Annotated in this window: 10 protein-coding genes and 1 tRNA gene; 2 read left to right on the top strand and 9 right to left on the bottom strand. The window is 65.0% G+C overall.

Translation table 11 applies throughout. From position 1 onward, the window contains the following. Positions 1 to 26: 26 nt before the first annotated feature. The 9 genes from ACQY80_RS08980 to ACQY80_RS08940 all read right to left on the bottom strand — a co-directional run bounded on the left by ACQY80_RS08980 (position 27) and on the right by ACQY80_RS08940 (position 13,255). On the bottom strand, positions 27 to 2,492 hold the full coding sequence (locus tag ACQY80_RS08980; protein WP_428685695.1) for a glycoside hydrolase family 3 N-terminal domain-containing protein: 2,466 nt from the start codon (positions 2,490 to 2,492) through the stop codon (positions 27 to 29). Between the two features lie 123 nt (positions 2,493 to 2,615). After that, a complete protein-coding gene (locus ACQY80_RS08975; RefSeq protein WP_428685693.1) occupies positions 2,616 to 3,815 on the bottom strand; it encodes an MFS transporter in 1,200 nt (399 codons plus the stop codon). Beyond that, on the bottom strand, positions 3,808 to 4,860 hold the full coding sequence (locus ACQY80_RS08970) for a LacI family DNA-binding transcriptional regulator (RefSeq protein ID WP_428685691.1): 1,053 nt from the start codon (positions 4,858 to 4,860) through the stop codon (positions 3,808 to 3,810). Before ACQY80_RS08970 ends, ACQY80_RS08975 begins: the two co-directional genes overlap by 8 nt. Before the next feature lie 103 nt (positions 4,861 to 4,963). Further along, positions 4,964 to 6,463 (bottom strand): tryptophan halogenase family protein, encoded by a 1,500-nt coding sequence (locus tag ACQY80_RS08965; protein WP_428685689.1) that lies wholly within the window; start codon positions 6,461 to 6,463, stop codon positions 4,964 to 4,966. Continuing rightward, positions 6,460 to 7,491, bottom strand: a complete 1,032-nt coding sequence (locus ACQY80_RS08960; protein WP_428685687.1) for a cupin-like domain-containing protein — start codon at positions 7,489 to 7,491, stop codon at positions 6,460 to 6,462. The genes ACQY80_RS08965 and ACQY80_RS08960 overlap by 4 nt, the downstream gene beginning before the upstream one ends. Beyond that, positions 7,484 to 8,203 (bottom strand): SapC family protein, encoded by a 720-nt coding sequence (locus tag ACQY80_RS08955; protein ID WP_428685685.1) that lies wholly within the window; start codon positions 8,201 to 8,203, stop codon positions 7,484 to 7,486. The genes ACQY80_RS08960 and ACQY80_RS08955 overlap by 8 nt, the downstream gene beginning before the upstream one ends. 13 nt (positions 8,204 to 8,216) lie before the next feature. Continuing rightward, positions 8,217 to 9,767, bottom strand: a complete 1,551-nt coding sequence (locus tag ACQY80_RS08950) for a tryptophan halogenase family protein (RefSeq protein ID WP_428685683.1) — start codon at positions 9,765 to 9,767, stop codon at positions 8,217 to 8,219. A gap of 103 nt (positions 9,768 to 9,870) precedes the next feature. Then, the gene (locus ACQY80_RS08945) at positions 9,871 to 12,882 is read right to left on the bottom strand and encodes a TonB-dependent receptor (protein ID WP_428685681.1); all 3,012 of its coding nucleotides are present in this window, start codon (positions 12,880 to 12,882) and stop codon (positions 9,871 to 9,873) included. Between the two features lie 299 nt (positions 12,883 to 13,181). After that, positions 13,182 to 13,255: transfer RNA gene (locus ACQY80_RS08940), tRNA-Cys, on the bottom strand. Positions 13,256 to 13,507: 252 nt separating this feature from the next. Here ACQY80_RS08940 and ACQY80_RS08935 point away from each other — a divergent pair. Both ACQY80_RS08935 and ACQY80_RS08930 read left to right on the top strand, forming a co-directional pair. Further along, on the top strand, positions 13,508 to 14,158 hold the full coding sequence (locus tag ACQY80_RS08935; RefSeq protein WP_428685679.1) for a protein-L-isoaspartate O-methyltransferase family protein: 651 nt from the start codon (positions 13,508 to 13,510) through the stop codon (positions 14,156 to 14,158). 38 nt (positions 14,159 to 14,196) lie between these two features. Continuing rightward, complete coding sequence (locus ACQY80_RS08930) at positions 14,197 to 15,696, top strand: TolC family outer membrane protein (RefSeq protein WP_428685677.1); 1,500 nt, start codon at positions 14,197 to 14,199, stop codon at positions 15,694 to 15,696. Positions 15,697 to 15,715 lie beyond the last annotated feature (19 nt).

The raw sequence follows: 15,715 nt of genomic DNA, 5'->3' as shown, positions 1-15,715 counted from the left end.
CTATGCCAGCCCGTTTACGGGTCTGGTCATTTTGCCGCTGGCGGACAAGCGAGATTTTCGCCGACCGCTTCGACATTCGTATTCACCAGCGTCAGCGCCAGTCCCTTGTCGCCGCTGATCGTTACCGGCGCATCGACGCGCGTCAGGTCGGCGCCAGCGGTCGCGAAACAGCGTAGCGGGATCTTGATCGTCGCGACCTTGCCTGCGGGCGCTGCCGCAATCAGCGCGCCGAGGTCGATGTTCGCACCGCCGAACGTCAGCGTTGCGGGCACCGCACTATCGACGCGCCAGTCGATCCGCAGCGCGAAGCTGTTGTTGAGCTGCCGCGTCAGATCGGCGTTCGGTCCCGACAGGCGGAACGAAGCCGGGCCGGTCCAGACGAAGCTCTTGCCATCCTCCTGCGCCGCGACGTCGACCGAACGCGTCTTCAAGAGACCATAGCTGCTGTCGAGCGGCCCCGATTCGACCTGACGCGATCCGCCTGCGTCGATGATCGACAGCGTCCACGGCGCGCGCGCGCGGCCGCCCGAGAAGAAATTCTCGACATTCAGCATGCTCGCGACGTCGATGCCGGGCTTTTCGGACAGCAGCGGCACCTTGCTGCGGTCGGCATAGGTCAGGCCGTAGCCGGCCTCGAACTGCGGCTTTTCGACCGGCGAGCGCGCATCGGCCGGCCACGCGAAGGGCAGCTTGCCGGTGAAGCCGCGCGCGGTCCTGCCGTCCTTGCCCGCGACGAGCACGTCGGCGACGCCATTGCCCTGCGACCCTGGTAGCCATGCCGCGACAAAGGCGTCGGCGGCGTTGATCTCGGGATTGGTGAACATCGGCCGGCCCGAGAGGAAGACCGCGACGACCGGAATGCCCGCCGCTTTCAGCGCCTTCAGCGTGGCCAGATCCTTCGCATCGGCCGGCTGATAGTCGAGCGTCGGGACGTCGCCCTGAAATTCGGCATAGGGATGCTCGCCGAACACGACGACTGCGACATCGGGCTTTTCCTTATAGACGCCATCGTCAGACAGCGTTGCAATGCCGCCGGCGTCGCGCACCGCCGTTTCCATCGCTTCCCAGATCGTCTGACCGTTCGGGAAATCGGCGTGCGTCACGTCGGTGCCCTGCCAACTGATCGTCCAGCCGCCCGACTGCATCGCCATGCTGTTCGCACCGGGTCCGGTGACCAGCACGCGCGCGCCGGCCTTGATCGGGAGGACGCCGCCATTGTTCTTGAGCAGGACAAGCGATTTCGCGACCGCTTCGCGCGCAATCGCCAGATGCCCGGGCGCACCGATAGCGGCAAAATCTCCGCGGTCGACATGCTCGACGTCAAACAGGCCGAGCTTGTATTTGACGCGCAGGATACGCCGCACCGCATCGTCGAGGCGCGCGGCGGAAATCGTCCCGTCCTTCGCTTGTTTGACCGTGGTTTCGTACAGCCCCTTCCAGCTGTCAGGCGCCATGAACATGTCGAGCCCGGCATTGATCGACTGCGCGCAATCGGTGACGCTGCACCCCGCGACCTGACCGTGGCCGTTCCAGTCACCGACAACAAACCCCTCAAAGCCCATCTTGCCCTTGAGCGCGTCGGTCAGCAGCCCCTTGTTGCCGTGGTTCTTGATTCCGTTCCAGCTCGAGAAGCTGGCCATTACAGTCAGCGAGCCGGCGTCGATCGCCGCAGGATAACCCTGCGCATGTTTTGCGACCAGCTCGTCCTCGCCGATCTTTGCATCGCCCTGATCGCGGCCCTCGAAGGTGCCGCCGTCGGCAAGGAAATGTTTGGCGGTTGCTGCAACATGGGTGCCATCGACCGAACGGCCCGCAACGAGCGGCCCCTGCAGCCCCAGCACCATTGCCTTCGCATAGTCGGCGACCAGCTTCGGATCGGCGGCATAGCCTTCATAGCTGCGGCCCCAGCGCAGATCCTGCGGCACCGCCAAGGTCGGCGCGAAGGTCCATTCGATCCCGCTGCCGGCGATCTCCGCTGCGGTCACCTGTCCGATACGCTGGATCAGCTCGGGTTCGCGGGCGGCGCCGAGCCCGATATTGTGCGGAAACAGCGTCGCGCCCGGGATATTATTGTGGCCGTGGACGGCATCGACGCCGAAGATGATCGGGATCGCCAAGCCATTGGCCTGCGGGCGCAGCGACACCGCGCGGAATTCGCCGACCAGCTTCGCCCAGTCTGCCGCGCTCGACCGCTCATTGCCGTTGGGGCCGCTGTTGCCGCCCGCGAGGATCGAGCCGAGCGGATAGGTTTCGAGATCCTTGGGGGTGATCGTGCTGATGTCGGCCTGCACGAGCTGTCCGACCTTCTGCTCGATCGTCATCTTCGCGATCAGCGCGGCGATGCGCGCCTCCGTCGCGGCGTCAGTGATCGCCGCCGGGCTTTTTGCGGCAGGCCAGAGCGCGGGGTGGACCTCCGCCGATGCAGGAGCCGTTGCAGGGCTATCCGCCATCGCCGCGCCGGCGGTTCCCGCCAGCAGCAGCGCCGTCGCCATGGCCATCGCCTTCCGCATCGTCTCTCCCATCCTCGAATATCTGTCGCCACATATGTGAACGTTATCAATTTCTCTCTCGCACAGCGTCGATGCGAAATCAAGCACCCTGTTGGACGCCAGGATTCAGGAAGAGCGCGGAGCGTCCGGCATCGTGGCGAGAAGCAGCACCGCGCCCGCGGCAAGCGCCGCGAGCAACAGGAAAAGGGCGTCGAAACCGAACCCCGGGACGAGCGAAATGGTGAGCCAAGGCATCACGAGCGACGGGATCGTATTGGTGAGATTGAAGATGCCCAAGTCGCGGCCGCGATGATCGGCGCGCGGCAGGACGCGAAGCGTCTGGCCGGCGTGCAGCGACAGGAATGCGGTCGTCGCGACGCCGAAGACCAGATAGGCTGCCTTCGCCGATCCCGGGCCGGTGGCCAGCGCCATGCCGAGCAGGCCGACGGTCGTGATCGTTGCGGCAATGGCAAGTGGTACGAACGGGCGATCGTTGCGATCGGCCCAGCGACCGGCGAGCAGCGCCACCGGTACCGCTACGGTCAGGGCAAGGCTGAACAGCCCTGCCTTCTCACGGTCGCCCATCGCGGGATCGATCGAGCGGAACCAGAAATAGAGATAGGCAAAGAGCGCCGCCTCGGCGATCTGAACGAGCAGGCGCGCCAGCCACATGCGGATCGCAGGTTGCCCCGGGCGCGTCGCGGCCGATGGCTCGGCAGGACTTATATCTGCGAGTTCCGGAAAGATGCGCGGCCGGGCAAACAACAGCGCGGGCAGGACCGCCGCCGCGACAAGCATCACGATCGCCATCAACCGCTCGTCGAAGGCAACGAGGCCCGGCATCGTGACTAGCGCCCCCGACCAGGCCCCGAGCGCGGGCGAGAAGGCGAGCAGCCCCCCGAGCAGCCCCTTTTGCGCATCGGGCACGACATCGCCCGCCCATGCCGCCAAGGGACCCAACATCATGTTGAGCGAGAGCTGCCAGCCAATGACGATCAGGATCAGCGCCGAAATATTGTGGGCGCTTGGCATGACAAGCAGCAGCGCGCTGCTCGACACCAGCCCGGCAAAGACCCACGCCCGCCGGCTTTGCGTCCGGTCGCTAAGCCAGCCGAAGACAACGCCGCCCATGCTTGCGGCAACCGCGCCGCAAAAGGTCAGATAGCCGAGCCACTCGATATCTCTCGCACCGCCAAGCTCGGCCACGCGCGCAGGAAGCAGCAAGGTCAGGAATGGAACATAGGCGATGGCGCCTCCCGCCGCAGCGAGCGCATAGAGCAGCAGGAACCGCATCGACTGGCGATGCAGCGCGCCGCCCTCAGCCACCCGGCGGCGCCGTCGAGCCTCGTTCGACCAGAGTGCCGCTGACCACGGCCGGCTCGGTCGGACGCGGCGCCCCGCGCTGTGCTGCGATGATCAGTTCGACCGCGCGCGAGGCGGTTTCGGCAACCGGCTGATCGACCGCGGTGAGCGGCGGCTGGCTGAAACGCACGACCGGCGTGTTGTCGAAACAGACGAGCGACAATTGGCGCGGCACGTCGAGCCCCAGTTCGCGCGCGACCTCCAGCGTGGCGAGCGACATCTGATCGTTGCTCGCGATTATCGCGGTCGGCGGGTTTGCCCCGCCAAGCAGCGCGCGCGCGGCCGCCTCGCCCGAGGCATAGCTGAAATCGCCCTCGGCGAGCAGTCCGTCGACCGGCAGCCCGGCCGCCACCATCCCGGCTTTCCAGCCGTCGATGCGCCAATGGCTGAGGTCATATTCGACTGAGCCCGAGATGAAGCCGATGCGCCGGTGGCCCAGTCCGATCAGGTGCCGCGTCGCAAGCGCTGCCGACCCTTCGTCGTCCATCGTCAGCGCGATTCCCGCCTCGCCGCCGTGCGAACCGATACGCGCGAACGGAATTTTCTGCTGGTGTAGCAGATTGACGATCAGTGGATTGTCCGAATGCGGCGGGGTCAGGATCACCCCGTCGGGCTGGAGCGCCGCGATCGTCGCGCGCAGCTCGCGCTCGACATGGTCGCTGTGCGTATCGACCAGCTCGAAGATCATCCGGTAACCGAATTCGGCGCATTTCAGCATGCCGCCGAACAACATCTGGTCGACCCAGTCGGTGCCTTGCCGCGCTTTCCAATCGGCGATCGTGCGTTCACGGTCGTTGATCGCGAGAATCAGATAGGAGCGCGATCCGCTCATCCGCTGCGCGGCGATCGAAGGGACATAGCCCAGCTTGTCGATCGACGCCTGGACGCGCTCCTTCATTTCGGGGCGAACATTGGGCTCATTGTTGATGACGCGGCTCACCGTCTGCAGCGAAACCCCCGCGTCGGCCGCCACATGCTTGATCGTCACCGATTGCCGCCGGCGCCCCATCAGTCCGCTCCGTTCCCCACAAGCTTACGCCCGGCTCTGCTAGCGGTGTCACGGCGCGATTGCCAGCCGCGAACCCGATCAATTTCCATCTTTTTCCGCATCGTCACGCCGCCTGCGGTTCCTGCGCGCCGCAATAGCGCGCGACATAGGCCTGATGCTCGGGAAGGGTCGCCGCCGTGCGTGCGACCGTTTCGCGAAGACCCGCCATGAAGCGGTCGAGTTCCTCGTCGGACAATTTCTCGGCGATCGGGTGCCAGCTCTGCGGATCGACCCCCTGCCCCATCATCACCTGCACCCAGCTATTCTCGGCGAACAATTCCTCATTCTTGCGGAAGGTGCGGCCGGTCTCGCGGAACAGTTCGATCTTCTGCTGCAGGCTGTCGGGCACGGGCATGGCCGCGACATGGCGCCAGAAGGGGCTGTCGCGGCGTTCGGTCGCCTTATAGTGCAGGATCACGAAGTCGCGGATCTGCTCGATATCCTGCCGCTGCTGCTCGTTGAACTCGATCGCGTCGCGTTCGCTGACGCGGCCGTTGGGCATCAGGCGTATGAAGCGCAGCACCGCGCGCTGGATCAGATGCACCGTCGTCGCCTCGAGCGGCTCGACGAAACCGCCGGCAAGCCCGACCGCCACGCAATTGCGGAACCATTGCTTGCGCCGCACGCCGCCCTTGAACTTGATGTCGAACGGCTCGATCCGCGGCGTGCCGACGCTCGACATCAGCCGCTCATAGGCCGCGTCGCGCGACAGATAGCCGCTCGAATAGACGATTCCCGCGCCCATGCGGTGCTGGAGCGGAATGCGCCATTGCCAGCCGGCATCGTGCGCGATCGCCTGCGTATAGGGCATCGGCGGCCCGAGGTGGTCCGACTGCACCGCGATCGCACTGTCGTTGGGCAGCCAGTGCGACCAGTCCTCAAACCCCGCATGCAGCGCGCCGTCGATCAGCAGCCCGCGAAAGCCGGTGCAGTCGACGAACATGTCGCCCTCGATGCGACGATCCCCGTCGAGCAGCAGCGCGGCGATGTTGCCGCTCTCGCCATCGAGCTCGACCTTCTGGATCCTGCCCTCGACGCGTTTGGCGCCGTCGGCCTCGGCGAGCTTGCGGAGAAAGCGGCCATAAAGCGTCGCGTCGACATGATAGGCGTAGTTCATCCGGTCTTCGGGCAGATGCGCGAACTTGCCCTGCAGCCCCGCGACCAGCTCGAGGCAATAATCGTCATAGCTATGCGGATGGCCCTTGGCGCGCGCGGCGAGCCAGAAATGCTGAAAGCCCGCCGACCAGTGATCCTTCCCCGACAGGCCGAAGCTGTGGAAATAGCTGTGCCCGTCATATTTCCAGTTGTCGAACAGGATGCCGAGTTTGAAGGTCGCCTGCGCGGCGCGCATGAAGTCGGGTTCGGGAATGCCGAGGATGCGGTTGAAATTGACGAGCGGCGGGATGGTCGACTCGCCGACGCCGATCGTCCCGATCGCCTCCGATTCCACCAGCGTCAGGTCGACCGTCGATCCCATCGTGCGTGCGATCGCGGCCGCCATCATCCAGCCCGCGGTACCGCCGCCCGCGATCACGACCCGGCGCTTTGGTCTGGTTTCACTCATCGGCTCAATGTCCTCAACAGAAAGGCGCGCAGTCGCCCCGCGCTTTCGGGGGTAAGTGGGGCAAGGATGCTGCGCGCGGCCTCGGGAATATGATCGGTGACGCTCTCGTCGGCGCCGAAGACATAATGCTCGAACAGGTCGCGCCAGATCGCGCGATCTTCCTCCGGCAGGTCGCGGATCGCGAGGATCGCGTGATTGAGCGCCTCCTGCGGCTGGCCGAGCCAGGCCGGCGTACGCCGCCACCAGTAATTGACCAATATGTTGAAGTCCGCGAGCCCCTCGACATGGTGCCACCACATCGACGGGATGAAGATCGCATCGCCAGGGTCGAGTTCCACCGTCTGCGCGTGGGCCATCGCATCGACGAAACGCGGATACGCCGCAAGGTCGGGCGCGGCAAAATCGACCATGCTCACCGCGCGACCCGCCGGCGTATTGTCGATCGGCCCCAGATAGAGGTTGCGGAACTGGTCGGGCGGAAACAGCGTGAAGCGGCGACGCCCGACGGCACAGCAGGCAAGATTGTCGGGATAATCATTATGCGCTGCGATCCGTGTCCGTGTCCCGATCCAGATACTCTTCAAGGGATCTCGGGTGCCGAGGTCCACCGGGTTCGCCTCATCGAGACCCTCGAAATGCGCCGGAATGTCGATCGAGGCGAGATAGACGGTGCGGATGTCGCCAAGCTCCTCGCCCTTGTCGATCCCCGCAAAGATATCGCCGAGCTTGCCCGTACCGCTGCGGAAATTCATTGCCATGTCGGCGTCGTAGAAGAGCCGGCCGTCGTGCCCCGGCGGACCGATCGACACCGTGAAGGCGCGGTCGCGTGCATGATCGAGCAGATAGCGGCGGGCTGCTTGCGCCGACCGCCGGCCTGCCGCCACGAGCGGCCAGTCCTCGACCAGCCCGCGCAGAACGAACGGCTCATGCGCGCCGTCCGACACCGCATCGATCCCGCCTGCACCGCGCCAGTCGCGTTCGGGCACGCGCGCCAGACGGTCGTAGATCGGGCTGTCGCGCTCAGCCATCGCGGAGCCCGCGGTTCTTGCGATCGACGAGCGCCTTCACCTGCGCCAACGACGCCACCGCCATGAAAATCGGCATCAGGTGCCCGGCTGCATGCAGCGCGCCGAGCGCGGCAGCGTCGAGCGCGCGCAGCCGAGCCTCGTCGATGATGTGGAAGCCGACGAGCGAATTGAGCGACCCGTCGTCGAGCGTCACCTCGAGCGTGAAGGGTTCGAGCAGGTCATGCTCGGCGAGCGCCGCGAAGAAAGCCGCGCTTTGCCGGTAACCCTCGTCGAGATCGCCGAGCTTGTCGGCGATATCCTCCAGAAACGGCGTCGGCAGGCCGCCCGCATCGAACAGCCGCACGCCCTCGCCGCCCTCGGCTAGGCGCGGGTGCGCAAGGTCGACATGCACCTGCGCCGGCGCATCGCTGTCGGCGGCGCGGCCGACGAGGAAGGGCTGGATCGCAAGCGACAGCGGGCGATACCCCGCGTCCCAGCGCGCTCCGTCGAGAAACAGATTCTCGCCGCTTTGGAAACCGAGCAGCGCGACCGCGAAATAGTGCTCCTGTCCCGCCTCGCGCCGGAACAGGATCGGGAAATGGCCCTGCACGCGGCGGAATTCGGACGGCACGGTCAGCGTCGCCATCACCCCGTCGCCCAGATCCGCGCCCATCTCGGCGCGCACGCGCAGTTCGCGGTGGGTATTGCTGTCGAGGATGGCGTGGCTGGTCATTCAGTTCGTCTTCCTATTCGGCGGCAGCGAGGCGATCGGCGGCGAGCGCGTCGAGATAGACACGGTTGGTCGGCAGGCCCGCGGCAAGCGTGCGCACGCGCTGCTTCATTTCGGCAAGCGCAGCCAGCGCACGATCGCTCGCGGGCCAGCCGACCGCCGGGGGAAAGCCCATGCCATAGAGGATATATTGGTGGCTCTCGGCCGAGAAAATCTCGTCGACATAGGGAAAGTCCCAAGAAGACGGCGGCTGGCTCCGCCACAGTTCGAGCATCTCGGCGAGGTGCGGGGGGATATGATCGGGATCGCGGTGCGCGCACCAATAGGGTTCATCGCGACGGCTGAGCACATAATGGAGCTTCAGAAACTCGATGATGCGATCCCAGCGATAGCGGAACAGCGCGTTGAAGCGGTCGGCGTGGATGTCCATCGCGGCGCGATCGGCGGGAAAATTGTCGGTGAGCGCGCGCAGCGACAGCTCGATCAGTACGATCGCCGATGCCTCGAGCGGCTCGACGAAGCCCGCCGCGAGCCCGATCGACAGACAGTTTCTCTCCCAGAAGCGTGCGCGGTGACCGGTCTTGAAGCTGATATGCCGGAACGGCACGCCGAACACCTTGCTCTCGGGCTCGACGCCGGGAAGTTCGCGCGCGATATAGTCGCGCAGGATTTGCTCGGCGCGTTCGGCATCCATGAAGCGGCTGGAATAGACGCAGCCGATGCCGCGCCGCGACGGCAGGCCGATGTCCCAGATCCACCCCGCTTCGTGCGCCGTCGCGATCGTCTGCGATGCGATCGGGCTGCCCGGCGGCACCGGCACCTGCGAGGCGATCGCGCGGTCGTTGAAGGCATGAGCGCTGCGGTCGATCCACTCGACGCCGAGCGCGCCGTCGATCAGCAGGCCCCTGAAGCCGCTGCAGTCGATGAAGAGGTCGCCCTCGATCTCGCGGCCGCTGCGCGTGGTCAGCGCCTCGATATCGCCATTGCCCGCGTGCCGGACGCCGGTCACATGGTCGAGGATATGAGTGATCAGCGGGTTCGATTTCGAATGCGCGGCCAGCATCGCGCCGAATTTCTCGGTCGCGAAATGATAGGCATAGTTGGTCGCGCCCTGATAGCCGGGCATTGTGCGCTGGCGCGGCGCGAGGTGGAGGTCGCAGACCGCGGCCTGCGCGCTCATCGCCGCAGCGAAAGGTTGATCGGGCGACGCCTGCTGCCACGCGGCGAGCAACTCACCGGTCGGCACCGCCGGCGGCGTCGTGAAGGGGTGGAGATAGGAGTCGCCCGCCGAGCCATCGACCCAGCCGTCGAAGCGCGAGGCCTGTTTGAACGCGCCGTCGCAGGCGGCAAGGAAATCGCCCTCGTCGAGCCCGATCGTCGCCAGCGTCGTCCGCATCGTGGGCCAGGTTCCCTCGCCGACCCCGACGATCGGAACGTCGGGCGCCTCGACCAGCGTGATCGACAGCGGCGCGGCCTTGGCCCGGCGCGAACAGGCGATCAGCGACGCCGCGAGCCAGCCCGCGGTGCCGCCGCCTACGATGACCACCCTCTCGACCATTTTCGTCATTGGGAACGTTCCTAAACCCCTCGTTGCCGTCCGTCACGCAAAAGAGCCGCACCTCGAACGGAGGCGCGGCTCTCTCGCCAACGGCGGACGGGGGACGCCGCGTTTAGAAGCTGAACCGGACACCCGCGGCGTAGCGGGCGAAGCCGGGCGACACGAAGGTCACATTATTCTTGTCGCGCATATGCGCGCGCCGCCCTTCGCCGGTCAGGTTGATCGCCTCGACAAAGGCGGTGAAGCCCGGGATGAACTCGTAGCTCGCGCTCGCGTCGATCTGCCAATAGGCCTCGACATAGGTCGGGTTCGGCCCGGTCGCCTGCAGGAACTTGTCGCGCCAGTTCCACGCAACGCGCGCCTGCAGACCACCCTTGTCATAATAGGCAACGGCGTTGGCGCTGTCGCTGAGACCGGTGAGCGCGAACTGCGGCACCGATGCCGGCTGGCTGTTGTCATAGACGGCGTCGCCATTGACGATCGTATAGTTCAGCAGGACACCGAAACCCGTGTCCCAGAAGCTGTGCTGGAGCGCGAATTCCCAGCCGTTCAGCGATGCGGTCTGGTCGCTGTTGATCGGCTGCGTGATCTGGAAATTGAGCGCCGGATCCTCGGGAAGCGTATTGATCGTTCCGACATAGGTGCCGGGCCCGCCCCCGGTGATGTTCACCGAACCCGGATAATTGGCAAAGATATACTGCCGGATTTGCGTAACCGTCGCGTTCTGCCCAAGCGCTGCCAGCGCCGCGTTCCAGCGCGGGCCGCCGACCGGGGTCTTGAGCCCGAACGCTTCGGTATCGACGCGGGTGGTCGATATGAAGTTGCTGACATCCTTGTGGAAATAGCCGACCGACAGATAGCTGCCGGGCGCATAATACCATTCGGCCGACAGATCGATATTCTTCGACTTGTAGGGGATCAGGCCCGGATTGCCCTGCGCCCCGGTGCCGCCGCCGACGCGGAACAGCGTGTCGAGCGTCCGCCCGCCTTGCATATTGGCATAGTCGGCGCGGGTGATCGTATGGCTGTACGATGCCCGCAGTTTGATGTTCTCCATCGGTGAGACGTCGAGGTCGAACGCGGGCAGCCAGTTCTCGTACGATCCCTTGAAGCGCGTGAAGTCGCTGTCGCCGGAGAAGATGATGTTGAATTCATTGTCGCCGACCCAGCGCGTTCCCGTCGGCACCGGGACCAGCGCCGCTGACGAAATGTCGGTCGTCTCGTACCGGACCCCGGCGACGAAATGCGCGGGATTTCTGAACAGGTCGAATTTGGTCGCCACCTGCAGATAGGGTGCCAGCGTCTTCTCGCTGATCCGCCGGTCGGTGTTGTAGGTCGCGATACAGGTTCCCGGGATCGCCTGCGATCCCGTCTGCGGATTGCTGCACGTTCCGTAAAGATCTTCGATCAGGTCGGCCATTCGCTCGAAATCGAACTTATAGAAGCTCTGGATCATCCCCGGCTGCGCAAGGCCCGGGAATTTGTCGGGCAGCGTCTGCAGGGTGAAGATGTCGTCGGGAATGTCCGACGCCGGGCCCGCACCGCCCCAGGTGTCGTTCTGGATCGTACCGAAGGCCGAGCGGACCTTGTTCTCGACATAGGAGACACCGAAATCGATGCTGTCGAGGAAACCGCCCTCATGATCGTAGCGGCCACTCAATTGCACCTGATTGATGGCGTCGCGGAAATAGGCAGCACGAAAGGCGTTGCCCGTCGGCTGGATCAGCGACGCGTTGAGCGGGTCGATCCCCGGATACATCTGATAGGAAATGACCGGCAGGTCGTTCTCGAAATTGATCGTCTGGTTCTGGACGCCGAAGATCGCATTACCGACCGACATGCTCGACCCGAAGCGGTTTACCGGCTTGACCGTCGCGGTCGAATGATGCGCGTCGAGGTTGATCGAGATGCCGTCGTCGCCCTTCCAGGCGAGATTGAAGCCGATCGACCGGTTCTCGGCGCGATTGTCCGAGAGGCCGCCGCTGTACGACAGATCCTTGCCGCCGTTGAGCGCGGTCTGGCTCGGCGGCGCCGGCGGCGCACCGAAACGTTCGGTGTAGAAGATCGGGCCGGCGACCGGACCGTCGGTCCACGCGCTCGACGTATCCTCATGGTTGAACCAGATGCCGACGTTGCTGTTGCGCGTCTGCACCGTGTTGCGCGAATAGGTGTAGTCGAGCGTCGCGGTCAGCTGGTCGGTCGGGCGGAACTGCAGCACCGCCTGGCCGTTGATGCGCTCGCGGTTGATATCGTTGAGGTCATAGGACGCGTTCTGCGGCACCTGATAGACATCGGTCGCATCGGGACGGTTGGTGATGTTGGGGAAGCGCGGATCGCCTGGCTGCGCCAGCGACCCCCAATTGTTTTCGCTGCCCAGATAGCCGTCGCGCCAGCCAACATTGGCCTTGTTCTCGCTCGACTTGCGCTTCTGGTACGAGCCCGTGATCAGGATACCGATCGTGTCGTCGGCAAAGGTTGTGCTGAAGATGCCGGAGATTTCCGGGGTGACCGGATGGCCTTCGTTGCGCGAGCTGTCATAGACGCCCTTGACCGACAGGCTGCCGTACATGCCCGGCTTGTCGAGCGGGCGCGGGGTGCGGATGTTGATCGTTGAGCCGATGCCACCGGACTCAATGGTCGCGCGGCCGCTCTTATAGACCTCTACCGCCGCAATGCCTTCGGACGCGAGGTTCGCGAAGTCGAACGAGCGCGACGACGGCGCGCTGCCGCCATCGCCGATGATCGCAGTCGGCATCTGACGACCGTTGAGCGTGACGAGGTTGAATTCGGGGCCGAAGCCGCGGACGGTGACGGTCGAACCTTCGCCGTTCGAGCGGTCGATCGAAACGCCGGTTATGCGCTGCAGCGATTCGGCGAGGTTGGTGTCGGGGAATTTGCCGATATCTTCGGACGAAATCGCATCGACGACGCCGATCGCGTCGCGCTTGATCGCGGTTGCCGACTCAAGGCTGGCCCGGATGCCGGTGACGACGATCTCGTCGCCGCTGCTCACGCCATCGGCGGGCGCCTCCTGCGCCATTGCCGTCTGTGCGGCGCCCATCAGCGACAATGCCGACGTACTGACCAGCAATCTGGCGAGCCAAAGCTTCTGCGGAGCCTGCATCCCGTAACCCTCCCAATTTACGCCGCTCTGTTGACGGCATTTCAATGTGAACGTTCACCTAAATGATAACGTTCTCTTTGTCAACGCGCCCGCATGCGGGCCGAGGCGACCGAATTATCGTTGCATCCCCACGACAGGCGCGCGCCGGGAGAAGGAGAATACTCCATCAAAATACTGAAAACACGATATTTTATTGGAACACGCGCGCCGGCCATATTGGCCAGAGCATGCCCTGCATGGCGCGCATCGATTACGAATGCAATGCATCCGCACAGGCGTTTTTCGCTTGCTGAAAGGAGTGGAGGCCCGAGCCGGAATCGAACCGGCGTGCAAGGATTTGCAGTCCTCTGCGTCACCACTCCGCCATCGGGCCTCAGATGCAGATTGCGTGGAGAGAGCGCCCCTAGCGATTTCGCCCCGCACTGGCAATGCGCTTGTTCGGCAATTTTGTGCGATCGCATCCCGGCGCGCGCGAAGCATACTTGGCGGCCCAGCCGCCACCGGCTATGCGCGGCGCGAGACGCAGCATTGCTGTATTATCATTGCAACACAGCCCAGCTTAGGCTAGGAGTGTCCACAAGGCTTTGAATCCCAGGGAAGCGGAAACAGAAGAATGGCCACGAAATTGAGCGAGATTGGGGCCGCCGAGATGCGCGCGGCGATGATCGACAGCCAGCTGCGGACGAGCGATGTCATCGATCCTGCGGTGATCGCCGCGATGGGCGTCGTCGCGCGTGAGGCGCATGTGCCCGCCGCGCTTTCGAGCGTTGCCTATATGGACCGTGCGATCGACCTTGGCGGCGGCCGCATGCTCAACGCGCCGCTCGTCACCGGCCGCCTGCTGGTCGCCGCCGACATCCGTCCCGGCGCCCGCGTGCTGCTGATCGGCGCGGGAACCGGCTATACGGCGACGCTGCTCGCAAGGCTGGGCGCCGAAGTCCACGCGGTCGAGGAACAGGCCGACCTGCTCGCCGCTGCGCAGGCCGCGACGACCGGCGATACCATCCACTGGATCGATGGCCCGCTGGCCAAGGGCGCACCGAAGTCCGGTCCGTTCGACCGCATCATCATCGACGGCGCAATCGAAACGCTGCCCGATGCCCTCGCCGCACAGCTCGCCGAGGGCGGCCGTCTGGTCGCGGCCCGGCGCGAGGGTAATGTCACGCGCCTTGTCCAGGGCGTGAAGACCGGCGGCACGATCGCAATCCGCGCCTTCGCCGATATGGACGTCGCACCGCTGCCCGGCTTCGATACGCCCAAGGGCTTCCAATTCTGAGCTGGCGTCTCCCTCCCCGTTTCAGGCTGAACATCACGATGCACGACAGAGATATTATCAAGACCGGTCGCCGCACGCGCTGGCTCGCCGGATTGGCGATCGGCGCGCTCGCCGTGGCATCGCCGGTGCAGGCCGAAACGCTGCAGGGCGCACTCGCCAAAGCCTATGAGAACAACCCGACGCTCACCGGCGCCCGCGCCGGCCAGCGCGCGAACGACGAGAATGTCCCTATCCAGAAGGCGTCGGGACTGCCCAATGTCGGAACGCAGGCCGAATATCAGGAATATCTGGTCATTCCGGGCAACAGTTTCACTTCGCCGAGCCGCATCCTGGGCGTCAACGCCCAGCTGTCGGTGCCCATCTATCAAGGCGGCGCAGTACGCAATGCGGTGAAGGCCGCCAAATATCGCGTCGAGGCGGGGCAGGCCGACCTTCGTGCGACCGAAGCGAGCATCTTCTCGCAGGTCGTCGGCGCCTATATGGATGTGATCCGCGACATCGCGATCGTCCAGCTCAACCAGAAGAATGTCTCGGTTCTCAAGACCAATTTGCAGGCGACGAGCGACCGGTTCGAGATCGGCGACCTGACCCGCACCGACGTCGCCCAGTCGCAGGCGCGGCTTTCGCTGGCCGAGGGCGACCTGCGCACCGCCGAGGCGAATCTGATCCGCAGCCGCGAATCCTATATCAAGCTGGTCGGCGATGCGCCGGTCGATCTGCAGGCGCCCCCGGCGCTTCCGAATCTGCCGACGACCGCCGAGGAGGCGGTTGCGATCGCGCTCGACAACAATCCCGATATCGCGTCGGCGAATGAACTCATCAACGCGGGCCGCGCCGACATTGGCGTCGCGCGCGCTGCTCGCATGCCAAAAGTGTCGGCGACTCTCGGCGGCGGCTATAGCGATTATCTGGGGTCGCTCCGCGGTGTCGACCAGAACGGCAATCGCTTCGCGCAGACGACCAAAAGCTCCACCGCGGGCGTCACATTGACGCTGCCGATCTTTCAGGGCGGACGCCCCTCGGCCCAGGTCCGTCAGGCCCAATCGCGTACCAGCCAGGCGATCGAAAATTATGTCGGGGTCGAACGCGACGTGATCGCCCAGACACGCGGCGCCTATGCCGCGTGGCAGGCGAACGAGCGAATCATCGCCGCGACCGAGCAGGCGGTGAGCGCGAACGGCCTGTCCCTGGAGGGCGTCCGCGCCGAAAACAGCGTCGGCACCCGCTCCATCCTCGACATCCTCAATGCCGAGCAGGAATATTTGAATACGCAGGTCCAGCTCGTCTCGGCCCGCCGCAACTCCTATGTCGCCGCTTTCTCGGTCCTCGCCGCGATGGGCAAGGCCGAAGCCCGCGACCTTGGCATCGATTCGGGCGGCACGCTCTATGACCCCGAGGTCAATTATCGCCGCGTGAAGGGCCAGATCTGGGACTGGGCCGACGATCCGAAGCCGCAGCAGGTCGCGACCGACACCAAGGGCGTCCCCGCGGCAACCGCGAACGTCCCCGCATCGGTCGACACCGCCCTGCCACAATAGGGCTGGCGACAATAGGGCT

Source organism: Sphingopyxis sp., assembly GCF_965279755.1.
In the GTDB taxonomy this organism is placed as follows: domain Bacteria; phylum Pseudomonadota; class Alphaproteobacteria; order Sphingomonadales; family Sphingomonadaceae; genus Sphingopyxis.
This window is presented reverse-complemented; position numbering and strand designations above follow the sequence as displayed.